This window comes from Pseudomonas sp. FEN (genome assembly GCF_904067045.1).
GTDB lineage: Bacteria > Pseudomonadota > Gammaproteobacteria > Pseudomonadales > Pseudomonadaceae > Aquipseudomonas.
Map to the genome: position 1 here is coordinate 143,827 of NZ_CAJFDC010000012.1, position 25,887 is coordinate 169,713.

Annotated in this window: 16 protein-coding genes and 3 pseudogenes; 9 read left to right on the plus strand and 10 right to left on the minus strand. The window is 60.2% G+C overall.

Features of this window, described 5'->3' with window-relative positions:
- Positions 1-148: 148 nt before the first annotated feature.
- Both PFEN_RS12825 and PFEN_RS30615 read left to right on the plus strand, forming a co-directional pair.
- A complete protein-coding gene (locus PFEN_RS12825) occupies positions 149-3,001 on the plus strand; it encodes an AAA family ATPase (RefSeq protein ID WP_191487197.1) in 2,853 nt (950 codons plus the stop codon).
- Positions 3,002-3,139: 138 nt separating this feature from the next.
- A pseudogene (locus PFEN_RS30615) lies at positions 3,140-3,321 on the plus strand (molybdenum cofactor guanylyltransferase MobA); the annotation flags it as partial.
- Positions 3,322-3,349: 28 nt separating this feature from the next.
- Here PFEN_RS30615 and PFEN_RS12830 read toward each other — a convergent pair.
- From PFEN_RS12830 to PFEN_RS30620, 3 genes and pseudogenes are all read right to left on the minus strand, one after another.
- Positions 3,350-4,894 carry a hypothetical protein gene (locus PFEN_RS12830; RefSeq protein ID WP_191487198.1) on the minus strand — a complete coding sequence of 515 codons (1,545 nt, stop codon included), beginning with the start codon at positions 4,892-4,894 and terminating at the stop codon, positions 3,350-3,352.
- A gap of 268 nt (positions 4,895-5,162) precedes the next feature.
- Positions 5,163-6,422, minus strand: coding sequence for an abortive infection family protein (locus PFEN_RS12835; RefSeq protein WP_191487199.1), 1,260 nt, complete (start codon positions 6,420-6,422; stop codon positions 5,163-5,165).
- An 88-nt stretch (positions 6,423-6,510) separates the two neighbouring features.
- Positions 6,511-6,669, minus strand: a pseudogene (locus tag PFEN_RS30620) (NYN domain-containing protein); the annotation flags it as partial.
- A gap of 287 nt (positions 6,670-6,956) precedes the next feature.
- Between PFEN_RS30620 and PFEN_RS12840 the strand changes: the two are divergent.
- The 3 genes and pseudogenes from PFEN_RS12840 to PFEN_RS12850 all read left to right on the plus strand — a co-directional run.
- A pseudogene (locus tag PFEN_RS12840) lies at positions 6,957-7,370 on the plus strand (hypothetical protein); the annotation flags it as partial.
- Positions 7,371-8,512: 1,142 nt separating this feature from the next.
- A complete protein-coding gene (locus tag PFEN_RS12845) occupies positions 8,513-9,574 on the plus strand; it encodes an AAA family ATPase (RefSeq protein WP_191487200.1) in 1,062 nt (353 codons plus the stop codon).
- 13 nt (positions 9,575-9,587) lie between these two features.
- Positions 9,588-10,919, plus strand: a complete 1,332-nt coding sequence (locus PFEN_RS12850; RefSeq protein ID WP_191487201.1) for a DUF58 domain-containing protein — start codon at positions 9,588-9,590, stop codon at positions 10,917-10,919.
- A 25-nt stretch (positions 10,920-10,944) separates the two neighbouring features.
- On the opposite strand, the gene PFEN_RS12855 is transcribed toward PFEN_RS12850, so the two are convergent.
- On the minus strand, positions 10,945-11,304 hold the full coding sequence (locus PFEN_RS12855; RefSeq protein WP_191487202.1) for a PilZ domain-containing protein: 360 nt from the start codon (positions 11,302-11,304) through the stop codon (positions 10,945-10,947).
- 223 nt (positions 11,305-11,527) lie between these two features.
- Positions 11,528-11,902: a tetratricopeptide repeat protein gene (locus PFEN_RS12860; RefSeq protein WP_191487203.1), complete on the minus strand. Its 375-nt coding sequence runs from the start codon at positions 11,900-11,902 to the stop codon at positions 11,528-11,530.
- Between the two features lie 173 nt (positions 11,903-12,075).
- On the opposite strand from PFEN_RS12860, the gene pyk reads away from it, so the two are divergent.
- Positions 12,076-13,527, plus strand: a complete 1,452-nt coding sequence (gene pyk / locus PFEN_RS12865) for a pyruvate kinase (RefSeq protein WP_191487204.1) — start codon at positions 12,076-12,078, stop codon at positions 13,525-13,527.
- Positions 13,528-13,600: 73 nt separating this feature from the next.
- On the opposite strand, the gene PFEN_RS12870 is transcribed toward pyk, so the two are convergent.
- Together PFEN_RS12870 and PFEN_RS12875 are read right to left on the minus strand one after the other, a co-directional pair.
- The gene (locus PFEN_RS12870) at positions 13,601-14,539 is read right to left on the minus strand and encodes an iron-sulfur-binding ferredoxin reductase (RefSeq protein WP_191487205.1); all 939 of its coding nucleotides are present in this window, start codon (positions 14,537-14,539) and stop codon (positions 13,601-13,603) included.
- A complete protein-coding gene (locus PFEN_RS12875; protein WP_191487206.1) occupies positions 14,532-15,638 on the minus strand; it encodes a sensor domain-containing diguanylate cyclase in 1,107 nt (368 codons plus the stop codon). Before PFEN_RS12875 ends, PFEN_RS12870 begins: the two co-directional genes overlap by 8 nt.
- Positions 15,639-15,975: 337 nt before the next feature.
- Between PFEN_RS12875 and PFEN_RS12880 the strand changes: the two genes are divergently transcribed.
- Positions 15,976-17,499, plus strand: a complete 1,524-nt coding sequence (locus PFEN_RS12880; RefSeq protein WP_191487207.1) for a fumarate hydratase — start codon at positions 15,976-15,978, stop codon at positions 17,497-17,499.
- 116 nt (positions 17,500-17,615) lie between these two features.
- Positions 17,616-18,341, plus strand: a complete 726-nt coding sequence (locus PFEN_RS12885; protein ID WP_191487208.1) for a 4'-phosphopantetheinyl transferase family protein — start codon at positions 17,616-17,618, stop codon at positions 18,339-18,341.
- A gap of 75 nt (positions 18,342-18,416) precedes the next feature.
- On the opposite strand, the gene PFEN_RS12890 is transcribed toward PFEN_RS12885, so the two are convergent.
- Positions 18,417-20,030 (minus strand): ATP-binding protein, encoded by a 1,614-nt coding sequence (locus tag PFEN_RS12890; protein ID WP_191487209.1) that lies wholly within the window; start codon positions 20,028-20,030, stop codon positions 18,417-18,419.
- Positions 20,027-20,749 (minus strand): response regulator, encoded by a 723-nt coding sequence (locus tag PFEN_RS12895; RefSeq protein ID WP_191487210.1) that lies wholly within the window; start codon positions 20,747-20,749, stop codon positions 20,027-20,029. Before PFEN_RS12895 ends, PFEN_RS12890 begins: the two co-directional genes overlap by 4 nt.
- Positions 20,750-21,487: 738 nt before the next feature.
- Here PFEN_RS12895 and PFEN_RS12900 point away from each other — a divergent pair.
- On the plus strand, positions 21,488-24,388 hold the full coding sequence (locus PFEN_RS12900; protein ID WP_191487211.1) for a ribonucleoside-diphosphate reductase subunit alpha: 2,901 nt from the start codon (positions 21,488-21,490) through the stop codon (positions 24,386-24,388).
- Between the two features lie 186 nt (positions 24,389-24,574).
- Here PFEN_RS12900 and flgE read toward each other — a convergent pair whose 3' ends face one another.
- Positions 24,575-25,870: a flagellar hook protein FlgE gene (gene flgE / locus PFEN_RS12905; RefSeq protein ID WP_191487212.1), complete on the minus strand. Its 1,296-nt coding sequence runs from the start codon at positions 25,868-25,870 to the stop codon at positions 24,575-24,577.
- Positions 25,871-25,887: the final 17 nt, after the last annotated feature.

The window sequence follows — 25,887 nt, forward strand, 5'->3', positions numbered from 1 at the left end:
TTATGAAGAAGCAGAGCTGAATCCTATGAGGTACCAGGCCCAGATCGGCAGAGCTCAACAATAGCAAAGGGCCTCGACACTTGGCTTGGCGATAATGGCTTTCTGATTTCAGTCCGGCTACGCTCATGCGTATCAGGGAGGAGGCACGATGAGCCAGTACCTTTTGAGTTTTGCTAGGCAGAATCTTGAAGGACGCAGTGACGCTTACCTCGTGCTGCTCTGGTGCATGTACCAGGCGAACCAAGGCAAGGGCCGCTATTCCGACCACATCAAAACGCACATCACAGCGGCAGCTGACCAGTTGCTGGGGCGCAACTATCAGCGCATCGCCGCACGCTTCAAAAAGGTGCTCGACAGCAAGCCGGAACTGGATCGAATACCGCCGTCCGGACTCGGCACGTTGGACTACCTTCGCGTAAAAAACTTCCGAGGCTTCGGAGAATTTGGCCCTGACGACACAGGCACCTTCATTCGCTTCAGCAAGCTGAAGAACATCTTCTACGCACCCAATGGCGGCGGCAAATCATCGTTGTGCGAGGCGTTGGAAATCGGCACCACTGGCGATATCAAAGAAGCGGCCAGGCGCAAGACTAAGGTCAATCAGTACATCGCCCGGGGAGAAGTGAAGCCCAAGCTCATGCTGATGGGAACAGACAAGTTACCAGTCAAGCGAAGCATCAGCTGGTCGGGCTGTTTCATTGATCGGAACCGTCTTCAAGAATTTTCGTTGCTGGGCTCCAAGGATACTGGCAGTGCCGAGAGTGATGTCCTGGCCACCTTGTTTGGCTTGGAAGAACTCCAGGAGGTCATTTCTCGGTTCGTCCGGCCTGAAAGCTTCTCGCTCAAAGCCTTCATGCGTGCTGATCAAGCCGAGGCACTGGGCACCCTGGAACGTGCCCGGGTAAGCCTGGGACAGCTGCGGCGTAATCACAGGGCAGACCTTCATGCATCGATTTCCGAGAGTTGTAGGCTGCTGGGGCTGAGGGCCGACCAAGACTTCGATGTACGCCGAAAGGTCTTGCGGCTGCGCGACACGGTTGAAATGCATATTCGTGGCGCTGAGCGCCTACGAGCCGCCAAGGCCCCGTTCGCTATACCGCTAAAGCAGGTCAGGCGTATCTGTGCCATCGCTCAGCGCTTGCTCCACCGCAGAGCCGATATCGAGAAGGTGTTTCTGCAGAGGGCCAGCGAGGTCAATTATCGCGCTGTATATGAGGCATTGGTGGCCATCGAACAGTTGCAGGTCGGGGAAACTTGTCCCGCATGCCTGACGCCCCTCGACCAAGTGGTGATGAACCCGTTCGAGAGGGCGCGAGAGCAGATCAAGGCGTTGGGGGCACTGGAGTCCCTCAAGCAATCCAAGCAGAGAAATGACGCCCGGATCGCGCTCTGGGCTTCACGAGTCGCGACCGGAATCGGCGCGGTGAAAGGCAATGAGCACGCCGATGTTCCCTGCCCACTGAACATGGACGAATTGGAGGTGGAGCTTGCAAAGTTCCATGCAGCTACGGATCGCTCGGAAGTGGCGCCGTCCGTTCTCGACTCGTTTCTGAAGCTCTGCGCGCGGAGTGCAGATCAGATCGAGGACTACTTGCGCGCCTGTGAGCGCAAGCTTCGGGAGGTTGGCCAGGCAGACGCCCAGGCAGCCCGCCTCGAAGAACGGGTGACGCAGCTGAAAGAAATTGACGAATTGCTGAAGCTGCAGTTCGACAGAAAAAAACTGGCGATAAGCGAGTTCAAGGTCGCCAACGACCAGATGGCAGACCTGATAAAGCAAAAAGCGGCATTGCTCAACGATGCAGTCGACAATAGCCACTTCAACCAGTTGCTCAAGGATCTGGAAGCTGAGTACCGAACGCTGTACCGCGACCTGCTGGATTACAAGCTTGAGCTGGAGAAAGCGCGAATCACCGGGGTCGAAGCCAAGGCTGCCGAGTACTACCGCACGATCAACAACCACGACGATGACCATGAGCAGATCGCGTCGTTGACCTTCGACCGCCAGGCGGATAGCTATCGGATCAAGATCACCAGCGTGGACGGATCATTCCTTGATGCGTTTGCGGTGCTCAGCGAAGGGCATCTGCGAGCGCTGGGTTTGTCCATCCTCTTGGCGATGGCTGAGAAGAACAACTTCCCGCTCATCGTATTCGATGACGTCGTCAATGCGATCGACACCGATCACCGATCGAACATCATCGACCTGTTCTTCAGCGATGCTTACCTGCGCGGGATCCAAATGGTAGTCACCACCCATGACCGTCTTTTCTGGGAGCGTTTCTGTATTATTGCCCAGCGTCATGCTCAGCGGGTTCAGTACACCAGTAATGTTCTCAGTTATACGAACAAAGGCATTCTAGTCATTGATCACGTGGGCAGCTTCCAGGAGAAAATTCTTGCCGCGCTTTCGGTATTCGATGTGCGTCAAGCGCTGCTCTATTGTCGTATCTGGTTCGAATCCATGGTACTTGAGTTCTGCATAGAAAATGAAGTCAAAGTAACCGCGCACTTTAATAAATCACAGCTCAAGAAGAGCATGTACCTGCAGGTCAGCCTGGAACACACCTTTTCGCTGGTGGAACCGTTCATTGACTATGACCTGTCATACTTCAATTTCATCAAGAATGACCTGGTCAACTGGGGTGGACAGAACCAGGAGCACCATGCCTTCGACGAGGGCAGCCTGAACTTCGTGCACTCAAAGACTAGCAGTGAGGTCGTTAAAATCTACGACGCCATCCGCTATTTGGAGTGCCAGCTATTTACAGCTAAGAAGAGAGAATCAGGCGTCAAATGTCTTGCCGACCTGAACGGTGATATCGCGTGGAGGCAGCGCAAGCTTGCCAGACTCGCCAAGGCGCCAGAAGAGGTGCAGAAGGAGCACCAGGCGGCGTTGAAAGCTCTGGAAAAGCGCGCGGTCGAGCTCGACCAGGAGCTTCAGTTCATCGAACAGTGTCTCGCCAGCGTCGCTCAGCGCGAGCAAGCTAAAGAACTGCCATGACCTCTGTTCCGCTTGGAGCAGATCTGGCTGCTTTGGGCTCATATTCTGCGAAGACTCAACGGCCGCTTCACGCCCTGAGGAAGTCAGTCAACCTAAATCGAGGTTCTTGAGGAGCGGTGAACCACGCTTCCTCAATGCATTCAAATAGGTGGTTACTGGCAGCCGATGTTCAGCGTGTTGCCGCGCCGGCTTCTATCTGGGCTCGTGCAAGGGTGGAATGCCGGAGAGCGCAGCCTGCAGAAAGCCTTGTCCTACGAAGGTGTGGCCGGGCTGGAATGCCCGGAAGGCGATACTCGCTGAGTAACTTCAACACCCCCTAGGCCCTGCAAGGCTGAGCGCCTCTTCAAATCATAGGTAGTCTTCATAGACGCGCATTTGATAGGTCAGGCTTTTCAACAACTGGGGATCAAACGACAGTTGGAAAAGGCTCTTTGGCAAGCGCTGCGGTGACTCGATCACGCTTGCCGATATCCGCCCCGTGTTCGCATCGCGCCAGGTCGCGCTAAGCCGATGACCCCCTGGAACGGTTTCAACCCTCAACCACACCTGGCCACGCACGTCGCTGGCGCCGACGGCACCTTGTTGCGTCATCAGGCGGTCCTTGTCTCGAAGCGTTAGTTGCAGCGTCGCCAGTTCGTAACCTTGGTCATTGACCTGGAAGAACGAGACCACCCTGGCCAACCAATCAGGTGAAAGTGGCCGACGTTGGATAATCGCACCAATCACGCGTGGCTCATTGAGCCAGCGGCCGGGCTCGACCAGCGCCGCGTAGCCTCCATCCAACTCGAGCGCCAAGCGTCTGGAACCTAACAGATCAGTCAGGCGAATGCCTGCCCCCAACAGCACGCTATCACCGATCAGGGCGCTGATATCCTCCAGCGGCAACTCACCAGTGCTTGGCAAGATTCCACCCAGGCCTCCCACCAGTTCCAGAAGATCGGACTGCCACAGCTCTGGCTTTGTCTGGCGCAGGAACTGCGCATATTCGTTCACCGCCGCATAAGACCCTGTCTTCTGCGCGATATAGAGCGCCAGCTTGGAGCGATAGTAACGGTCCACCTTGCCCACATTGGCTTGGGCGAACGCCAAGGCCATAGGATCTTCGAACAGTTTGAGGTTATCGAATGCCAGCATTTTCATAGACCAAACGTTATCTGCGTCAGCGATGAGGGTGCGCGAGAACGGTAGGAAAGCACGGTCTAATTTCAGTCGCTCCAGCAGCAACACCCGCTTGTGCTGGCTCAAAGATGAGTCGTTTACCAGTTGGGCAAGGGCTTTACCGGTTGGGTCCTCCATCCAGGCCGGTGCGAACAGCCCACGACTACGGGTAATGATGGTCAACGCGTCGGAGAACTGCCCGACATCCGATGAGGGATCTTGAAGGATCACGAGTAGACGCTGCCGCTCAGCTTCTGTCAGAGACAATGAACCATTGCGCCCATCCAGACGCTCACGGGCGAAACGCACCATGTAGGCGTCCAGCAGCGCTTGGGTGCGCATTGCATCAAGCGCCTTGCTTTCATCGCTATCACCGTCCTCGAAGCGTAACCACCGATCAACCTTGTTCGTGAAGTTGTTCGTCAGGCTGTCGGCAAGGTTCTTGTAGCCAACGAATGCTCCCACGGCCAATGCCAGGGTGATGAAGGTTCCGACCGCGAGAATCCACTGCTTGATGTGATGAAGAATCGACAGTGTCTTCTCAATGGCCCGCTCGGAGACCTTCGCCTCGGCATTGCCGATCTGGCTCTGGACTTCGTGGAGCAGACGAGCGCTGGACGCCTTGAGCTCTTGCAACTCCAGGTGGAGGGCCCGGTTTTGCTCAAGCGCCTCGGCACGCAGTTGCGCCGCTGCCTTATCCAGGTGCAGGGAAATGAGGTCCTTGGTAGCAGACAACAGCATTCTTCCTTATATATTCGGAGCGACCAATGATTCCATATCCACCGCTCTATTGACATCCTGTAACCAGCAGCAGTTATTCAGTGCCGGCGGGTGAGTGAATCGCCCCGGAGTGTCTAGACACATCGAACGGCTGCTTTTGGCCGATTTGTGCCTGTTCCCACCGGCTGCAATCGACCCATTGCAGCCAGTCGGCACCGACTGAAGTCGGCCAGGAGCTGCAATTAGTCACAGACAGCGTTCGGCCAGGAGTGGACGTTCCGAGTTAGTGCTGATCGCTAAACTCCGTTCGTAACGGGTTCAAGCTTTCTCTGTGGCGGAAGGTCTCCGACACGAAGTCGATGAAGGCAACCGCGGATGCTACCGCAAGCCGAGCATGCCTCGGCTGAAGTCCGCGATGCTGACCGTCCCTACCGTGTCCAGTGCCGTATAGGCCACGTAATTGAGCAAGATTGTTCGTGAGTTGGGTGAGATTTCGAAGTATCAAGCGAATGTTATCCGCTCCCTTCGTAGCATCGGTTATACCCTCTGGCACGAGCTGCAGCTCCTTCGCGACTTTTTTGGTGAGGTCGCCGAGATCATCAGACTTGGTAAAGGGGATACCCCGCTTGGTCAGAATTGACTTGCAACATGTTTCAATGAGCTCCTTTGCGGTACCTATCGCTAGGGCAGGATCACGCTCGATGGAGTTTTCTAGGCGCTCGATTTCCTTCGCCATCCAGCCAGCGTCCAAGGCCTCGGCCACTGTCTTGGCTCTCAGCACAGCTCGGGACGACCGGCTATGTAGTTGGAACGAAAAGCGTGGTCGGCCAGCGATGCGCTCCTCTTCATAGATCTCCCAACCAACTGATCGAAGCTGATCGTTGAAATGGAGCACCAGTTTAAGCGCCTCGTCGCGATCAGGTCGGACAATGGGGTGCACGATCTCGCAGAGAAACCGCAGGAATTGTTCCGCCGGCCCGTCTATGAGCTGAAAGCGGCTGTCAGTGTAGACCCAGTCGCTTTCCCAGTCGTCGTTGTTGTAGCGATGCTGCCAGATATCACCCGCCGCATCTTTGAACCTGCTGTCTGTGGACGGAAGTTGCTGAAGGTCGAACAGTCGACTTAAGAACTCGACGTCGTCCAGCTGACCATACCAAGCAACGCTTTCCAGACGGAGGCCGTCCAAGACGTTAACACGGACTTGTCGCGGGACATCTGATGAGTCAGATCGCCAGTCAGTACGTTGTTCCCTCGCTGGCACGATCTTAGCTGAATACCAGTCCTGGGTTTCGGGCTCGATGGCCGTCCTCAATCGGGCGGTAATCTGCTCTTCTAACTGGCTGCGCTTCGAGCCTAGCCGGGCATAGTTCTGCGCAGGCAGCTTGAACTGCACATCCCAGATGTTTGTGCCCCCGTTCCAGTTGTCGTAGCCAGTCTGTTCAATGTGCGCGGGATACTCACGCACGATGGCGGCGGCTTCGCTCATGCCCTCTGCGCGCAAAAGCGCATGGACCGTAGCAAGTATCTGCTCAATTTGTTCCATCGCCCTGTCCCAATTCCCTGCTGGTTATCGCGAAATCTATATCCACTAGCATAGCGATGTCCTAGTTCGGCAAAAAGCAGTCGATGCCACCGGAAGTGAAAAAGCTGACGGACGCCAGGGAGCTTTCTGGATGCTCGACGCGCAGAATGTGCGCGAGCAAAGACGGAAGATCGAGCCATTTGTACTGTGTGCCTGCGAGTAGGCCATAAAACAGGTTGTAACTGTCTACAACGCACGCTGTACGCAAGATCTTCAGTCCTTAGAAACGAAAAAACCGGCGCTAGGCCGGTTTCTTCACCCCAACAGCCAGCGAACTGAATCGCTGCGTACGGGGCTGAGTAGTGGATTAACAATGCCATAGTTGAGCTGCATGTCAACTGAGATTTTTACCGGGTCCATATGTCAATCTGGGCTAAGACACCCGCGCCTGCGGTGGTTTCGCCAGTCGCAGAGAGCCCCAAGCGTTCTACTGTTTTCCAGAGTCCATGCTGGGTACTATCTGCAAAGCTTTGATTTTATGGGTTTTCAGCAGAAATGGATGAGTACAAACTTCGCGTCGAAGACACGGGCGGCAAGCCCATAGACAAGGATGAATTTGAAGCAGACACCCTGCGAAGGGAGCCGTGGTACCAGTGCGGAAGTGGGGACAAGCTTTCGCAATTCGCGGTATGCCCAGCTTGCGACAATCCGATCCAGCTGGTGGGTCTCTATCAGTTACCTGACAACATTAAGAACCCTTTCGGGAAACACGCGATGGCGGGTATCCGAGGTATCGCCCCGCTTGATACCGAAGTCCGTGACAATTTCCCGTATTTCAAGCCACGGCAGCATCAAAAAACCGATCGAAAAGCCAGGTTTGATGGGGTCCCTCGGAAAATTATCGGGCTGTTGATTGAGCAGTTCGACCGCTTGGTTTACATCCTGGAGGAGCAAACCCAAGTAGTCCTGTTGCCACCGACGCGGAATTGACCCAGTTGCCGGGTCAGTGGAATTTCGGTAACTGGGTCATCCCGCGCTGATGACAACACCTGCCAGCTTGGCCGATGAATTCGCTGTCAGGGCCAGCTCTGAACGGGGGCAGAGGAATGATCGGGCGTGAATCTAGGTGATCCAAGAGGTGACAGCATGATTGACCTAGTGATAATGGATTGACTACTATTCATCTGCGCCTAGGCGTGAATCACAGGGTGGTTACAGGGATCTTCGGATCGCACCCCGCTTCTGATGAAAGTCAGATGGCCCAGTGCCAAGTAACAGCGTCCTGCCCCGTCGAACGCATGCAATCGACGGCTGAGAATCCCGCCTAGAGCGGGATTCGCCGTTTCTGGCCCTTCACTTTTGCGGCTTCGGCCGATTCCGTACTTCCTTGGGGCATTGGCCCTTGGGCTTTCTTTGCGTATCTAACAGCAGCCAAGAAGCGCAGTCAAAACAATGAGGCTTCGGACTGAATAAAAGCAATGCATCAGCACCTCCTTATGGCAGGTACGTAAGTGTGTAGAGGACTTTCACCTCCGAGTCACCAACGAGCCCAGCACAGCCAAGCTAGTTGTGCTTGCGCGCAACGCGCCATGCCTGGCGCACCATAAAAAAAGAGGCCGCATTTGCGGCCTCTTTTTCAGTCATTGTCGATTCATGTGCACAAATAAAATAGGCCGGGCCTCTTCGATCAGCTAACGATCTTATCTCGCCACCCTGAGGCTTTCGGCAAGACCAGGCAGAAATTGCCTGGCGGCATGGGCACTCACCTGAACGGCTTCACCGGCATGCGCGCTCCACCAGCAAATTTTATTACAGCTTAAACGCATGAACAAGCAACGGATTGGGTTAGATCCGACGCTCTTCGGCTACATGGGACCGCTTCAAGGCTTCCATTGCTCTTACCATCAGGAGATGATCCGGAGGGCATTGCCAACTGGCGCTTGGAGGCATGCCCCCAAACCGAAGTGGGCCGTTATGGCCAATGCCCCCGTTGGCGAGCGCTCAAAAGCGGGGACTATCATGGAATGGCAATTGCGCAGGTCGGCCCGTCACTCACTCGTTCCGCTCGTAAAAAAAAACCAAAACAGTTAGATTAGGTAAGCGTCTGATTTATGGAAGATAAAACTCATATAACAGTTAGTAGGGCTCCGGAAGCCGCTAGCGAACAACAAGCCGAACCGACCAGCCCGGTCGACGCCCAGGACCATGCCCAGCAGCAACGCCATCGCGCCAGCCAGTTGGCCCAGGCCGTGCGCCACGAATTGCAAAAGGTACTGATCGGCCAGGACACGGTGATCGACGACGTGCTCACCGCACTGATCGCCGGCGGCCACGTGCTGCTCGAAGGCGTCCCTGGATTGGGCAAGACCCTGCTGGTGCGGGCCCTCGCGCGCTGCTTCGGCGGCGACTTCGCGCGTATCCAGTTCACGCCCGACCTGATGCCCAGCGATGTCACCGGCCATGCGGTCTATGACCTGCAGACCGAACAGTTCAAGCTGCGCAAGGGCCCGCTGTTCACCCATCTGCTGCTGGCCGACGAAATCAACCGCGCCCCGGCGAAGACCCAGGCGGCGCTGCTTGAAGCCATGCAGGAACGCCAGGTCACCCTCGAAGGCCGCGCGCTGCCCATCGCCCAGCCGTTCATGGTCCTCGCCACCCAGAACCCGATCGAACAGGAAGGGACCTATCCGCTGCCCGAAGCCGAACTGGACCGTTTCATGCTCAAGCTGCGCATGGACTACCCCGAGGCCCAGCAGGAGCTGGACATGGTGCGCCAGGTCACCCGCTCGACCAAGGCCGACATGCTCGAGGTACAACCCCTGCGTACCCTGTTGCAGGCCAAGGACGTACTCGCCCTGCAGCGGATCGCCGGCGAGTTGCCGCTGGACGAACAGGTCCTCGACTACGCCGTGCGTCTGGCCCGGGCCACCCGCAGCTGGCCCGGCCTGACCCTCGGGGCCGGGCCCCGGGCCTCCATCGCCCTGGTCCGCGGCGCGCGAGCCCGGGCCTTGCTGCGCGGCGGCGAATTCGTGATCCCGGACGATATCAAGGGTTGTGCCCTGGCGGTGCTGCGACATCGGGTGCGGATCGCCCCCGAGCTGGATATCGAAGGACTGTCGGTCGACCAGGTGCTCAAGCAACTGCTTGACCAGGTCCCGGCGCCACGCCAGTGAGGCGCCCGCGTCCATGAGACCTTCACGGCTGCTGTTGATCTGGCTGGGCGCCCTGTTCGGGCTGGGCATCGGACTGGGCACGCTCAAGGCCCTGGGCGTCGAGCTGCCCGAACGCCTCGGCGCGATTGGCTGGGGCCTGCTGTTAGCCTTGCTGCTGTTGAGCCTGCTCGATGGTGCCCGGCTCAAACGCTTGCCCTCGCCGCGACTGAAACGCCAACTGCCCGGCAGCCTGGCGCTGGGCCGCTGGGGCGAAGTGCGCATCGAGCTCAGTCACGACCACCCCAGTCCCCTGCGGGTGCAACTCTTCGATCATGTACCCGAGGGTCTGGCGTTCGCCAACCTGCCCCAAACCATCACCCTGCAAGCGGGCGAACGCGGCGAGCTGGGTTACCGCGTGCGCCCCTTGAGCCGTGGTCACTTTCGCTACGCGCGTTGCGAAGTGAACCTGCCCAGCCCGCTGGGCCTATGGTCCGAACGACGCTACCTGGAGCTGGCCGATGCCACCCGCGTCTACCCGGATTTCGCCCGTCTCTACGGCGCCCAGTTACTCGCCGTCGACAACTGGCTCAGCCAACTCGGTGTGCGCCGACGCCAACGTCGCGGCCTGGGTCTGGAGTTCAACCAGTTGCGCGAATTTCGCGAAGGCGACAGCCTGCGCCAGATCGACTGGAAAGCCACCGCCCGGCAGCGCACGCCGATTGCCCGGGAATACCAGGATGAGCGCGACCAGCAGATTGTCTTCCTGCTCGATTGCGGGCGCCGGATGCGCAGCCAGGACGGTGAGCTGGCGCACTTCGACCATGCCCTCAATGCCTGCCTGTTGCTCAGCTACGTGGCCTTGCGCCAGGGCGACGCGGTGGGGTTGTGCACCTTTGCCGGCGAGCAGCCGCGGTTTCTCGCCCCGGTCAAGGGCCAGGGTCAGCTCAACGTGCTGCTCAACAGCGTCTATGACCTGAACAGCAGCCAACGCTCGGCGGATTACCAGACCGCGGCCAGCCAGCTGCTGGCCCGGCAGAAACGTCGGGCCCTGGTGGTGCTGGTGACCAATCTGCGCGATGACGACGATGAGGAACTGCTGACGGCCGTCAAACGCCTGGGTCGGCAACATCGGGTGCTGGTAGCCAGTCTGCGCGAGGAAGTGCTCGACCAACTGCGCCAGGCGCCGGTGCAAACCCTGCCCGAAGCACTGGCCTACTGCGGCACGGTCGATTATCTGAATGCACGGGCCAGCCTCCATGAACGGCTGAGCGCCCATGGCGTTCCGGTGCTGGACGCCCGCCCAAGCGAGCTGGGCGCCGAACTGGTCAGCCGCTACCTGAGCTGGAAAAGAGCCGGAACCCTGTAGCCGTCCGGTCCCTTGAAGGCCCGCGCTAGGCGGAAGCCTCCAGCGGATGAAAGCTGAAGTAGTGCTGCAACGCCGCCACCAGTTGCAGATACTCCGCGGACAACTCGCGCAGCTTGAACCCCGAGTCGTAATAACCCGGGGTGGTCTCTTCATGACACCACAGGCAGCGGCCGCCCAGATTGATCAATTGCACGCCGCCATCGTTGAGCGGAAGCTTCAGTTGCAACTCGAACTCGGCCTTCACCAGCAACGGCAGCTGACTGATCAACATCAGCCCCTCTTCGCAGACATTGCCCAGGTAGCCAATGGGCTTGTCGGTGTTGCGATTGAACACTTGCAGGAAATAAGGCAACTGGTGCCGCTCGATTCGACGGTCGCTAAGCATGGCAATAATCGCTATAAAGGCCATTCAGCATGGCTGCGCTAATGCTTCGGAGCAGACGAACGGCACTGCTCTCCCTTGGTCTCGGCCGACAGTGGCAAATCGCCCCATCGCAGAACCTCTACCGAGCCATGGCTTTCAACTCGAAAGAATTGATAAAACTAAAACCATACACTCGAATGTTAGCGCAAAGCTGGCAGAGAGCCAGTTACTCTTTCAACCCTCATCACAGCGCCGCGGGGCTTGCCTGGGCGGGTATCGAAACCTGCGCATGGCCCAACTGACGCAGGGTTTCCAGGCGCGCCCGGGCGCGGAACGCATATTCACTGTAAGGGTACTGCGTGATAATGAATTGATAGGTCTGTGCCGCGTCGACGAACAGCTTCTGCCGCTCCAGGCACTGGCCGCGCAGCATCGACACTTCCGGCTGGACATATTGTCGGGTTCGGCTCTCGCGGTCGACCTGGGACAATTGCAGCATGACATCTTCACAATTGCCGCGATCATAGGAACGATAGGCATTGTTCAGATGACTGTTCATCGACCAGCGGGTGCAACCGACCACACTGGCTGCCAGGGCTAAAACGAGCAAAATTCGCATGGGGGGGTCTCCTGTTCTTGCTAGTGTATCGACCCGATGGCGAAAATCTCCAGAGTGTTCGCCAAACAACCTATTCGAAAAAAATCATTCGCTGAAAAGTAGTGCAAATGAACAATGACTACAGCAGAGGAGCATAGTAGCCTTTCGCTGCGCTTGAACTCAGGAGTCTCTGCATGTCCGTTCGTCGTACTAAAATCGTCGCCACACTGGGCCCGGCCAGCAATTCGCCGGAGGTTCTCGAACAGCTGATCCTCGCTGGCCTGGACGTTGCCCGTCTGAACTTTTCCCACGGTACTCCCGACGAGCACAAGGCTCGTGCCAAGCTGGTGCGCGACCTCGCCGCCAAGCACGGGCGCTTCGTCGCGCTGCTGGGTGACCTGCAGGGCCCGAAGATCCGCATCGCCAAGTTCGCCAACAAACGCATCGAGCTCAAGGTCGGTGATCATTTCACCTTCTCTACCAGCCATCCGCTGACCGAGGGTAACCAACAGATCGTCGGTATCGACTACCCGGACCTGGTCAAGGATTGCGGCGTCGGCGACGAACTGCTGCTCGATGACGGGCGTGTGGTCATGCGGGTTGAAACCGCGACCGCCACCGAGCTGAACTGCGTGGTGACGATCGGCGGTCCACTGTCGGACCACAAGGGCATCAACCGTCGCGGCGGCGGCCTGACCGCCCCGGCCCTGACCGAAAAAGACAAAGCCGACATCAAGCTCGCCGCCGAAATGGAAGTGGACTACCTCGCCGTGTCCTTCCCGCGCGACGCCGCCGACATGGAATACGCCCGCAAGCTGCGCGACGAGGCCGGCGGTACCGCCTGGCTGGTGGCGAAGATTGAACGCGCCGAAGCCGTGGCCGACGACGAAACCCTCGACGGCCTGATCAAGGCCAGCGACGCGGTGATGGTCGCCCGTGGCGACCTCGGCGTGGAAATCGGCGACGCCGAGCTGGTGGGCATCCAGAAGAAAATCATTCTGCATGCGCGCCGCCACAACAAGGCAGTGATTGTCGCCACCCAGATGATGGAGTCGATGATCCAGAACCCGATGCCGACCCGCGCCGAAGTGTCCGACGTAGCCAACGCCGTACTGGACTACACCGACGCCGTGATGCTCTCGGCCGAAAGCGCCGCCGGTGCCTATCCGCTGGAAGCGGTGCAAGCCATGGCGCGGATCTGCGTCGGCGCGGAAAAGCACCCGACCAGCAAGACCTCCAGCCACCGCATCGGCAAGGTCTTTGAAAGCTGCGACCAGAGCATCGCGCTGGCGGCCATGTACACCGCCAACCACTTCCCGGGCGTCAAGGCGATCATCGCCCTGACCGAAAGCGGTTATACGCCGTTGATCATGTCGCGGATTCGTTCCTCGGTGCCGATCTACGCGTTCTCCCCACACCGTGAAACCCAGGCCCGCGCGGCAATGTTCCGTGGCGTCTACACCGTGCCGTTCGACCCGGCTTCGCTGCCGCCCGAGCAAGTCAGCCAGGCTGCCGTGGACGAGTTGCTCAAGCGCGGCGTGGTCGAGCAAGGCGATTGGGTCATCCTGACCAAGGGCGACAGCTACCACACCATTGGTGGCACCAACGGCATGAAGATCCTGCACGTGGGCGACCCGCTGGTCTGATCCTCGCTATAGCGCCGTAAAAAAGCCCCGCGCTCTTGACCAGAGGCGGGGCTTTTTCATCAGGGCCCGGCGCTCAGGCGTGCGCGACGAACACATCGGCCAGCAGTTGATTGCGCGGCAACCCGGCCAGGTACAGACGTTTCGCCAACGCCTCGACACTCGCTGGGGCGCCACAAAGCAGCGCCAGGGTTTGCCGGGAGACAAGGCGCAGTTTGGCCAGAAAGTCCGGCAGTTCGGCAGCGCTGACATATTCAACGCTCAGGTTGGGGAACTGCGCGGACAGCTCGCTCAGCCCCGACGCCAGATAATGTTCGCTGTCGTCCTGGGCCAGGTGAACCAGGCGAATCGGTCCTGCATGCCCCTGGCGCAACGCCTCGCGCAATACGCCCCATAGCGGCGCCAGCCCGGTACCGGCCGCCAGCAGCCAGAGTGGCCGGGCGTGCCAGTCCGGGTCGTAATGCAAGGCCCCACCGCGCAGTTCACCCAGGCGAATCGGCGCGCCGACCTGGAACCGGCGGGCTGCATCGCTGAAGGCGCCCGGTTGCCGGCAGTCGAGGTGAAACTCCAGGTAGCGGTCTTCTTCGGGCAGGCTGGCCAGCGAATAAGGCCGGGCCACGCCCTGCTCCGTCCACAGCACCAGATGCTGGCCAGCGCTGTAACGCAGGGGGCGTTCGGGCCGCAGGCGCAGACGCAGGACCGTCGGGCTCAGCCAAGCGAGTTCGGCCACCGTTGCCGCCAGACCGTCACGGCGCGGATCGAAGACTTCAACCTGCAGGTCTTCGCGCACCTGGCACTGACAGGCCAGCCGCCAGCCACGCTCACGCTGGGCAAAGGTCAAGGCCTCGGGGCGGTTGTCCTGCGGCTCGCCTTGCACGCAACGCACCAGGCAAGCATGGCAACTGCCCGCCCGGCAACTGTAGGGCACCGCAATGCCCGCCAGGTTCAAGGCATCGAGCAAGTTGCTGCCGACCGCCACCGACCAGGCCCACTCGCCGACCCGCAGCTCAGGCATCGGTGTATTCCCAGGCCGCGCAGCAGCGATTGCGGCCGTCGCGCTTGGCCCGGTACAGCGCTTGGTCGGCGCGCTGCAAGGCATCGTCGAGATCGTCTGCCACCCCCACCAGCGTCATGCCCACCGACAGGCTCAGGTTGTTCACCGCCACCCCCACCAGTTCCACCTGGGTAAAGGCCAGGCGCAGACGCTCGCAACAGGAGGTCAGACGCTCGGGATCGGCATTGGGCAGCAGTAACACGAATTCTTCTCCACCGTAGCGCGCCAGCACATCGCCGTCGCGCACACAGGCCGTGGCCACTGCGGCGAACGCCTGCAAGACCTGGTCGCCGGCGGCATGCCCATGCATATCGTTGATCCGCTTGAAATGATCGAGGTCGATCAAGGCCAGGCCATGGACCACATCCGCGTCCATCAGCTCCAGTTCACGGGAGGCCAACCGCAGGAAGTGCCGTCTATTGTACAACCCGGTCAGTTCATCGGTCGCCACCAGGTCTTCCAACTGGCGCATCATCCCACGCAGCGTGTCCTGGTGGGCCTGCAATGCGAAGCGGCGCTGGCGCATGCGTTGACGGGAGGCTTGTACATAACTGGCGTAAAGGCACAACCACAGCAGCACGACGAACAGCACGCACACCTGCAGCAGTGCCAGGCCCGGATCCGCCAACTGGAAGTGATAGCCTTCCCAGAGATTGAGCGCGGCAAAAATGAACAACGCCAATGCCGCGCTGCGCACGAACTTGCGTTGCGGCAGGTGGAACATGCCAAACATCAGCACCAACGGATACAACACCAGGAAGGTCCCCCGAGCCTGTTCGAGGTTGGCCATCAGGTAGGTTTGCCAGGCCAACCCGATGAGCACCTGCAGCTCCGTCAGGCTGGGATCGCGAAAGCGTCGGTTGTGGCCACTGAGAAACAGCCAGCCGAGTACGCCCTGACTGAGAATCGCCAGGCCACTGCCGATCAGGCCCGTGGTTACGCTGGCCTCATAGTGATCGGTGAAAATCGCTACCCACAGCAGCGACAGCACCAGCAGATAAGTACCGGCAGCCAGGGCAAAGCGTTTGCGTAACAGACTCTGTATGGCTTTATGGGTCAATCTTTGACTCACTATGCGCTGAGGGCTCAAGGGATTTCCTTCCCGTACAGGCCACTTGCCACTCTAGTGATCTGGCTCAAAAATAACTATTCAATTTTTTGCAACTCATACAGCTTTACATAGGCGAGTACGCAAGAAGGGTGCCGATGCCCTCTGCGACCTTGGTTTGACGACTGACGGATGTGTCGGGCTTGCAGGCGGGTTATACTGCGGCGCCTCATTTTGTGCCGGCCACGCGTGCCCGGCGCGTCTGAAAAGATGTTTCCGACAGACCAGATGCAAACCGGTCGCAAACACCTTATTTCCATGTTCCCGTCTTAATAGAGGAGCGCGACCCTTGACCGTGATCAAGCAAGACGACCTGATACAGAGCGTTGCCGACGCCCTGCAGTTCATTTCCTATTACCACCCCGTGGACTTCATCCAGGCCATGCACGAGGCCTACCTGCGGGAAGAGTCGCCGGCGGCCCGCGATTCCATGGCGCAGATCCTGATCAACTCGCGCATGTGCGCCACCGGCCACCGGCCGATCTGCCAGGACACCGGTATTGTCACCGTGTTCGTGCGCGTGGGCATGGATGTGCGCTGGGACGGTGCCACCATGGGCCTGGACGACATGATCAACGAAGGCGTGCGTCGCGCCTACAACCTGCCGGAAAACGTCCTGCGCGCCTCGATCCTGGCCGACCCGGCAGGCGCACGCAAGAATACCAAGGACAACACCCCGGCGGTCATCCACTACTCCATCGTTCCGGGTAACACCGTTGAAGTGGACGTGGCGGCCAAGGGCGGCGGCTCCGAGAACAAATCGAAAATGGCCATGCTCAACCCCTCCGACTCGATCGTCGACTGGGTATTGAAGACGGTGCCGACCATGGGTGCCGGCTGGTGCCCGCCGGGCATGCTCGGCATTGGCATCGGCGGTACCGCCGAGAAAGCCGCGGTGATGGCCAAGGAAGTGTTGATGGAATCCATCGACATCCACGAGCTGAAAAAACGTGGCCCGTCCAACCGCATCGAAGAAATGCGCCTGGAGTTGTTCGAGAAGGTCAACCAACTGGGCATCGGCGCCCAGGGCCTGGGTGGCCTGACCACCGTGCTCGACGTGAAGATCATGGATTACCCGACTCACGCGGCGTCCTTGCCGGTGTGCATGATCCCCAACTGCGCCGCGACCCGTCACGCGCATTTCGTGCTCGACGGTTCCGGCCCGGCCTCGCTGGAGGCGCCACCGCTGGACGCCTACCCGGAGATTGTCTGGGAAGCCGGCCCATCGGCCCGTCGCGTCAACCTCGATACCCTGACCCCGGAAGACGTGCAGAGCTGGAAGCCGGGCGAAACCGTCCTGCTCAACGGCAAGATGCTCACCGGTCGCGACGCCGCGCACAAGCGCATGGTGGAAATGCTCAACCGGGGTGAAACCTTGCCGGTGGACCTCAAGGGTCGCTTTATCTACTACGTCGGCCCGGTTGATCCGGTGCGTGACGAAGTCGTCGGCCCGGCCGGTCCGACCACCGCCACGCGCATGGACAAATTCACCCGGCAGATCCTCGACCAGACCGGCTTGCTCGGCATGATCGGCAAATCCGAGCGTGGCCCGAGCGCCATCGAAGCGATCAAGGACCACAAGGCCGTGTACCTGATGGCCGTGGGTGGCGCGGCGTACCTGGTGGCCCAGGCGATCAAGAAATCCAAGGTCGTGGCCTTTGCCGAACTGGGCATGGAAGCGATCTACGAGTTCGAGGTCAAGGACATGCCGGTGACGGTAGCGGTCGATGCCAAGGGCGAGTCGGTGCACATCACCGGCCCGGCGATCTGGCAGAAGAAGATCCACGACAGCCTGGCGGTGGAAGTGCAGTAAGCGCTTTTGTTGCAGGAACAAAGGCGGCCCGGTTTTTCCGGGCCGCTTTTTTATTGCCAACGATCTTGGCGAGCACACACTACCCAGCCCCGCCCCAACCCGGCAAAATACCGGGCATGAATAGCCTCCCCGCTCTGCCCGCCTGCTGCACGCCCCTCGACGCCCACTGGCCACTGCCCGAGGCGGTGCCGCATTGCGTCTTTCTCAGCACCCGGTTCAGCCCATCCCAGCTCACCGCGGACGACTTCCCGCGTAGCCGCATCGAGCCGCCCGCGAGCATTCAACGCTCGGTGGCCAAGCGCCAGGCCGAATTCCTTGCCGGGCGCCTCTGCGCCCGCGCCGCCCTGCGGCAACTGGATGGTACCGACAACGTTCCGGCCATCGGTGAGGACCGTGCGCCCATCTGGCCGGCCCATGTCAGCGGATCCATCACTCACGGTACTGGCCGGGCCGCCGCTATCGTTGCGTCTAAACGCCACTGGCAGGGCCTGGGAATGGACCTGGAGGACCTGTTGAGCGCCGAGCGTGCCGAGCGACTGGCCGGCGAAATCCTCATCCCGGCCGAGATGCAGCGCATGGCCACAGGCTCCGCCGAGCAGATCGCCCTGCTGGTGACCCTGACCTTCTCGGTCAAGGAGAGCCTGTTCAAGGCGCTCTACCCGCTGGTGCGCAAGCGCTTTTACTTCGAGCATGCCGAAGTGCTCGAATGGGATATCCACGGACAGGTGCGGTTGCGCCTGCTGACCGATCTGTCCAGTGAGTGGTGCAATGGCACGGAACTGCAGGCGCAGTTCGGCCTGCATGAAGGGCAATTGCTGAGCCTGGTCGCCATCCCCAGCTGAACACGATCCTGGCGGGAGTCCGGCTTGCCGGCGACGGGGCCCTTGCGGCATCCCGGCAAGCCGGCACACCTTGACTCAGGACTTGTCCTGAGATCTCGGCCAGCTCAGGCTGAAGCATGCCCCGCCCAGCAACTGGCTCTTGCCGATCAGCGCCCGCCCCTCATGCCAGTGAATGATCCGGCGCACGATGGACAAGCCCAGGCCATGCCCACCCGAAGCCCGGGTCCGACTGTCATCCAGGCGCATGAACGGCGTGAAGATCCGATCCCAGGCCGTTTCCGGCACACCCGGACCGTCGTCCTCGACATCCACCCGGCAGCGCGACGGCCCAACCTGGTAACTGATGCTGACCAGGGACTGCGCATGCCGCATCGCGTTGCTCACCAGGTTCTGCAAGGCCCGATGCAGATAACGCGGCTCGGCCTCGACCCACACCTCGTCCCCGGCGGCGGTCGGCGGAAAACACAGCCCGCGCGTTACCCGCACCTCCACTCGCAACGGCGCCAGTTCGCCGATCACCTGGTCGATCAGGGCGCTAAGGTCGATCCGTTGGAAATTCAACGCCGGGCTGCCCTGCTCCAGGCGGGCATAGGTCAACATCTCGTCCACCAGCCGGTCGAGATCCTGGATATCGCCATCCATGCCCTCCATGTACTTGTGCCGCGCCTCGGGCGTCTGCGCATCGCCAATCATTTCCAGACCGAAACGCAGACGCGCCACTGGTGTGCGCAGCTCGTGGGAGACCGCCCGGACCAGCTCGCGCTGGATCATCAGCGAACGCTGCAGATGCTCGGCCATGCCATTGAATGCCGCGGCCAGGCGTCCGATGGAGTCCGCGCCACCGGCCGGCACGCGGGTTTCCAGACTGCCCTGGGCCAGCCGCGTGGCCGCCGACTCCAACCCGCGCAAACGCCGCTCCAACTGGCGCACCAGCAGATAGACGATCAGGCCAATCAGGCTCAACCCGAGCACGGCAATCAACACCAGCCATTGCGCCGGATAGGGGTTCATCTGATACAGCGGGCCGATTTCCAGGACCCAAGGCGTCCCCGACAGGCCGGCGAACACCCGGATCGAATCACCACCCTTGCCCAGGGCCATGACCGTGTCGCCCTCGGCAATCCGTCGGCGCTGGTCTTCATCCATATCGGCCTGGTCCAGGGTGACCAGCTTCATGTCGAAGCCGAATCCCTTGTCGCGCTTGAGCGCCGCCAGGCGTCCGGGCTGCTCGGCATCGGGGTAGCGAACCAGCTCATCGGCCAACAGGTAGATCGTCGCCCGGGCCAACTGTTCGCTGATCTGCTGGACCTCACCCGTCAGCACAAGCTGTTCCGGGTCGCCGACCAGCCGATAGATTGTCGCCGCATAAGGCCCGGTCTGCTCCACCAGGGCCTGGCCCCGCAACACCCGGGTCCGCTGGCCGAGATCCAGGTGCACATCGGCCAGTGCCTGCAAGGCCAGCGGAATGCCCAACAATCGCTCCCATACCGCCAGGGCCCGGCGCCGCTCGATTTCATTCATCGGCCGCAGGTTGTCGGCCATCAGCGAGAAGGTGCCATGAGCCAGGTGCTCGCGATACTGCTCGCCGCGCACCTGATTGAGCAGGTGCAGGGCCAGCACCCCGAGCAGCGCCACCAGCACCAGCGCGGCACACATGCCACCGTAGATACGCAGGAAGATCGAGTTCACGACGGCAGGTCTGCGCAGGCTTCGGGGACAAAGAGATAACCCTTGCTGCGAATGGTCTTGATCAGTCGTGGGTGGTCGGGGTCATCGCCGATTTTCGGACGAATACGCGAAATGCGCACATCGATGGAACGGTCCTGGCCGTCATAGCCGATGCCGCGCAAGGCGGTGAAGATTTCTTCGCGAGACAGGATCCGCCCGGCATTGGCCACCAACAGCCAGAGCAGGTCGAACTCGGCGCTGGTCAGCTCGATCCCCGCCCCGGCCAACCAGGCCTCGCGCAAGGCATTGTCGATCAGCAGCGGGCCGAACTGCAGGCGCCGGACCTTTTCCCCAACCGCGCCCTGGAGCGGCTCGCCACGCCGCAGCAGGGCACGGATACGCGCCAGCAACAGGCGCGGGCGCACCGGCTTGCAGACATAATCGTCGGCGCCCAGGTCCAGCCCCTGGATCTGGTCGAGGTCATCGGTGCGCGCGGTCAGCATCAGGATCACCCCGTCGTAGCGCTCGCGGACCTTGCGGCAGATGCTCAAGCCATCCTCGCCGGGCAGCATCAGGTCGAGAATCACCAGGTCAGGTCGTTCGCCGATGATCCGCTCGGCGGCCCGGGCGCCATTACCCTCGATGGAGACCCGCAAGCCGTTGCTCTCCAGGTACTCACGGGTCAGTTCGGCCAGACGCTGGTCATCCTCGACTATTAATACCTGCCAGGCTTGCTCCACGGGCGACCTCTGCGTACGAAATATTCAGCGCTGAAAAGGATCCGCCCGTCTTTTTGTCATGATTTCGGCGGATATAGAAAAGGTAAGGCCGGCCGATTGTAGCAACGACCAGGTCCTCGTACACACGCCTGGATTTAGGCTCGGTCATGGCCTTATTTTGTGATAGGGTTCGCGCCCGCAAAAATCCGCGCGAGTACTTTTCGACGGCAAAAAACAATGACGGGCGGTGCAATCCCGCCCTGCTGCGGCCTACACGCGCTTTCAAGCTTTCATACACAAATTACGCACAGATTTATCCACAGGCAGCACGTTGCAATCACCCCCAAAAACGCATTATCTTGTAGCTCGGCGACAAAAAAACCCAACATGTAGGGTTTTCACGCAAAATCCCCAACCACATTTCGCGTCAGGAACTCAAGCTCTTTTCTTGCATCCGCGGGGTTGAACTAAACACCGATTTGAAAGCCAAAACCGCATAAGCGGGTGGCAACCATTCTTCCCTTCTCACCATGGGAAAACGGTACGGGTGTTGCAGGACAAAACTGTCACCCACCAGGAATATCGCTTCGGGTCAGCGACCCGTGGCATTGAAAACTTCGGCATGGAAGCGGCGCCCGACAGCCCCCTTCCGCTGTCCTGAAGTGGTTATGCCCGACATGGCTCGGTTGTAGTGCTTCAGGACAGAACGGTGGGCACCTTCGTGGTGCCCAAACAAACATAGAGAACGTGGAGACACCCATGCAAACCGACACAACTCGCGAGAACCCGCAAGGCACCGTGCCGCAGGCCGCCGATTCGAATCTGGATCTGTCCGCCACCGCGCCGGGCCAACTGCGCGTGATCAAGCGTAACGGCACTGTCGTTCCCTACACCGATGACAAGATCACCGTCGCCATCACCAAAGCGTTCCTCGCAGTTGAAGGCGGCACCGCCGCCGCCTCGTCGCGCATCCATGACACCGTTGCCCGCCTGACCGAGCAGGTCACCGCGACCTTCAAGCGGCGCATGCCTTCGGGCGGCACCATCCACATCGAGGAAATCCAGGACCAGGTCGAACTGGCCCTGATGCGTGCCGGCGAGCAGAAAGTCGCGCGCGACTACGTGATCTACCGTGATTCGCGGGCCAAGGAGCGCGCCAACCGCGCACCGGCCGAAGAGCCGGTCAACGCCCACCCGTCGATCCGCATCACCCGCGTCGACGGCAGCGTCGCGCCGCTGGACATGGGCCGCCTGAACACCATCGTCAGCGAAGCCTGCGAAGGCCTGGAAGAAGTCGACGGCGACCTGATCCAGCGCGAAACCCTGAAGAACCTCTACGACGGCGTAGCCCTGAAAGACGTCAACACCGCCCTGGTGATGACCGCCCGGACCCTGGTGGAACGTGAACCGAACTACTCGTTCGTGACCGCGCGCCTGCTGATGGACACCCTGCGCGCCGAAGGCCTGAGCTTCCTCGAAGTGGCCGACAGCGCCACCCACCACGAGATGGCCGAGCTGTACGCCAAGGCCCTGCCGGCCTATGTGGCCAAGGGTATCGAGTTCGAACTGTTGAACCCGGTGCTGGCCGAATTCGACCTGGAAAAACTCGGCAAGGCGATCAACCACGAGCGCGACCAGCAGTTCACCTACCTGGGCCTGCAGACCCTGTACGACCGTTACTTCATCCACAAGGACGGTATCCGTTTCGAACTGCCGCAGATCTTCTTCATGCGCGTGGCCATGGGCCTGGCGATCGAAGAGAAGCAACGCGAAGAACGTGCCATCGAGTTCTACAACCTGCTGTCGTCCTTCGACTACATGGCCTCGACCCCGACCCTGTTCAACGCCGGGACCCTGCGTCCACAGCTGTCGAGCTGCTACCTGACCACCGTGCCGGACGACCTGTCGGGTATCTACCACGCGATCCACGACAACGCCATGTTGTCGAAATTCGCCGGCGGCCTGGGCAACGACTGGACTCCGGTGCGCGCGCTGGGCTCGTACATCAAGGGCACCAACGGCAAGTCCCAGGGCGTCGTGCCGTTCCTCAAAGTGGTCAACGACACCGCCGTGGCGGTCAACCAGGGTGGCAAGCGCAAAGGCGCGGTCTGTGCCTACCTGGAAACCTGGCACATGGACATTGAAGAGTTCATCGAGCTGCGCAAGAACACCGGCGATGACCGTCGTCGGACCCACGACATGAACACCGCCAACTGGATTCCCGACCTGTTCATGAAGCGCGTCTTCGATGACGGCAAGTGGACCCTGTTCTCGCCATCGGAAGTGCCGGACCTGCACGACCTGACCGGCAAGGCCTTCGAAGAACGCTACGAGTACTACGAAGCCCTGACCGAGTACAACAAGATCAAGTTGTTCAAGGTCGTCCAGGCCAAGGACCTGTGGCGCAAGATGCTCTCCATGCTGTTCGAGACCGGCCACCCATGGCTGACCTTCAAGGACCCGTGCAACCTGCGCAGCCCGCAGCAGCACGTCGGCGTGGTGCACAGCTCGAACCTGTGCACCGAGATCACCCTGAACACCAACAAGGACGAGATCGCGGTCTGCAACCTGGGTTCGATCAACCTGCCGAACCATATCAAGGACGGCAAGCTGGACACCGCCAAGCTGCAACGCACCGTGAACACCGCCGTGCGCATGCTCGACAACGTGATCGACATCAACTACTACTCGGTGCCACAGGCGAAGAACTCCAACTTCAAGCACCGTCCGGTCGGTCTGGGCATCATGGGCTTCCAGGACGCCTTGTACCTGCAGCACATCCCTTACGGTTCGGATGCCGCCGTCGACTTCGCCGACAAGTCCATGGAAGCGGTCAGCTACTACGCGATCCAGGCCTCCTGCGACCTGGCCGACGAACGTGGCGCCTATGAGACGTTCCAGGGTTCGCTGTGGTCCAAGGGCATCCTGCCACTGGATTCGCAACAGATCCTGATCGAGTCGCGTGGCCAGAAGTACATCGATGTCGACCTGAACGAAAGCCTGGACTGGGCACCGGTTCGCGCCCGTGTACAGAAAGGCATTCGCAACTCCAACATCATGGCCATCGCCCCGACCGCGACCATCGCCAACATCACTGGCGTTTCGCAGTCGATCGAACCGACCTACCAGAACCTGTATGTGAAATCGAACCTGTCGGGCGAATTCACCGTGATCAACCCGTACCTGGTTCACGACCTGAAGGCTCGTGGCCTGTGGGACTCGGTGATGATCAACGACCTGAAGTACTACGACGGTTCCGTGCAGCAGATCGAACGTATCCCGCAGGAGCTCAAGGAGCTGTATGCGACCGCGTTCGAAGTGGAAACCAAGTGGATCGTCGATGCCGCCAGCCGTCGCCAGAAGTGGATCGACCAGGCGCAGTCGCTGAACCTGTACATCGCCGGCGCTTCGGGCAAGAAGCTCGACGTGACCTACCGCATGGCCTGGTACCGTGGTCTGAAGACCACCTACTACCTCCGTGCCCTGGCCGCGACCAGCACCGAGAAGTCGACCATCAACACCGGCAAGCTGAACGCTGTTTCCAGCGGCGGCAACCACGGCGACGATTCGGTCCTGGCGGCACCTACCGCGCCAGCCGGTCCGGCGCCAGTGCCAAAGGCCTGTGCGATCGACGAGCCGGATTGCGAAGCTTGCCAATAAGCCGAGCGAGACCCGCGCCTTATCGCGCGGGTTGAGAAACCCCCGTCGGGCCCTGGGCCTGGCGGGGGTTTTCTTTTGCCTGAAGCAAACCGGCGTGCGGCCCGGCTCCTGCCGCCTGCCACACCACAGGCACAAAAAAGCCCCACTCAAGGGGCTTTCTTGCCAAGCGATTTCAGCTAAGCCGCATCACGCCATCTGGATGATGGTCTGCATGATGGTGCTCTGGGTGGAGATGGTCTTGGCGTTCGCCTGGTAGTAGCTCTGGCCCTTGATCAGGTCCACCAGCTCACTGGTCAGATTGACGTTGGAGGCCTCCAGGGAACCGGACAGGATCGAACCATTGGTCCCGACCGTACCGCCGTCAAAGGCCGGCTGGCCGGACGAGAACGTCTCCTTCCAGCTGGTACCACCGACCGCCTGCAGGCCCTGCTCGTTGGTGAAGGTGGCCAGGGCCACCTGGCCGATCGCCTTGTGCTGCTGGTTACTGAAGTTGGCGGAGATCACACCGGTAGCGTCAATAGTGATGTCGGTGATCTGACCGGTGGCATAACCATCGTTGGTGATGTTGTTACGAGAGGTATCGGCGTTGAACTGGGTGGTTTTCGAAAAGTCGATGGCAATGCCTGCGGCATTGGCGCCCGCACCGTTCGCCGCCCAGACACCAGCGGTCACTTTGCCGGGCACCCAACCGGTAACAGTGATGCTGGTCTGGGCGGCACTGCCGCCGATGCTCTGCAACTTGCCCGCGGAATCAAAGACCACGGGCACTGGCACGGGGTCGGTGGCCCCACCCACCGTTGCCGCCGTGCCATTAGGATTGCGACCGTCAACTAACGAATAGACGTTCCAGGTATTGGCCCCGGTCTTGACCGCATACTGGTCCAGAGAGTGGGCATTGCCCTGAGTGTCATAGATGGTGGTGCTGAACGGCTTGGTGTAGCTCGCGGTATTGGTGACATCGAACGGTATGGTAATCGCCGTCGACTTGGAATCGAGATTGATCGTCGAGCCGATCTTGGTGGTGGTCTCGGGCGACAGGTTCGAGGTGTCGATCCGCAGATTGGTCAGCACACCTGGAATGATGTTGCCGTTGGCATCGGCGGCAAAGCCTTGCAGTTTCGCGGTGCCGTCGGTGTTGGTGACGTAGCCGTCCTTGTCGGTCTTGAAGGTACCGGCCCGGGTGTAACTCAGCGAGCCGTTGCTGCTCAGGACGAAGAAGCCGTTGCCCTGTACGCCCATGTCCAGCACGTTGCCGGTACTGTCCATGCCGCCGTTGCCGAAGCTCTGCGTCACGTTAGCCAACCGTACACCGTTACCGACGGCCCTGGAGCCGGTGCCCAGCTTGGTCGCCGAGTACACGTCGGCGAATTCCGCGCGGGACGACTTGAAGCCGGTGGTATTGACGTTGGCAATGTTGTTGCCGGTGACGTCAAGTTGCTTGCTGGCCGCAGAGAGACCGCTCAAACCGATATTGAAAGACATGGTTCACTCCTTACTTC

Excerpts from the sequence above, each read along its gene's own strand:
- PFEN_RS12825 (WP_191487197.1), top strand. The coding sequence starts at position 149 with ATGAGCCAGTACCTTTTGAGTTTTGCTAGGCAGAATCTTGAAGGACGC.
- PFEN_RS12835 (WP_191487199.1), bottom strand. The coding sequence starts at position 6,422 with ATGGAACAAATTGAGCAGATACTTGCTACGGTCCATGCGCTTTTGCGC.
- PFEN_RS12845 (WP_191487200.1), top strand. The coding sequence starts at position 8,513 with ATGGAAGATAAAACTCATATAACAGTTAGTAGGGCTCCGGAAGCCGCT.
- PFEN_RS12850 (WP_191487201.1), top strand. The coding sequence starts at position 9,588 with ATGAGACCTTCACGGCTGCTGTTGATCTGGCTGGGCGCCCTGTTCGGG.
- PFEN_RS12855 (WP_191487202.1), bottom strand. The coding sequence starts at position 11,304 with ATGCTTAGCGACCGTCGAATCGAGCGGCACCAGTTGCCTTATTTCCTG.
- PFEN_RS12860 (WP_191487203.1), bottom strand. The coding sequence starts at position 11,902 with ATGCGAATTTTGCTCGTTTTAGCCCTGGCAGCCAGTGTGGTCGGTTGC.
- pyk (WP_191487204.1), top strand. The coding sequence starts at position 12,076 with ATGTCCGTTCGTCGTACTAAAATCGTCGCCACACTGGGCCCGGCCAGC.
- PFEN_RS12870 (WP_191487205.1), bottom strand. The coding sequence starts at position 14,539 with ATGCCTGAGCTGCGGGTCGGCGAGTGGGCCTGGTCGGTGGCGGTCGGC.
- PFEN_RS12885 (WP_191487208.1), top strand. The coding sequence starts at position 17,616 with ATGAATAGCCTCCCCGCTCTGCCCGCCTGCTGCACGCCCCTCGACGCC.
- PFEN_RS12900 (WP_191487211.1), top strand. The coding sequence starts at position 21,488 with ATGCAAACCGACACAACTCGCGAGAACCCGCAAGGCACCGTGCCGCAG.
- flgE (WP_191487212.1), bottom strand. The coding sequence starts at position 25,870 with ATGTCTTTCAATATCGGTTTGAGCGGTCTCTCTGCGGCCAGCAAGCAA.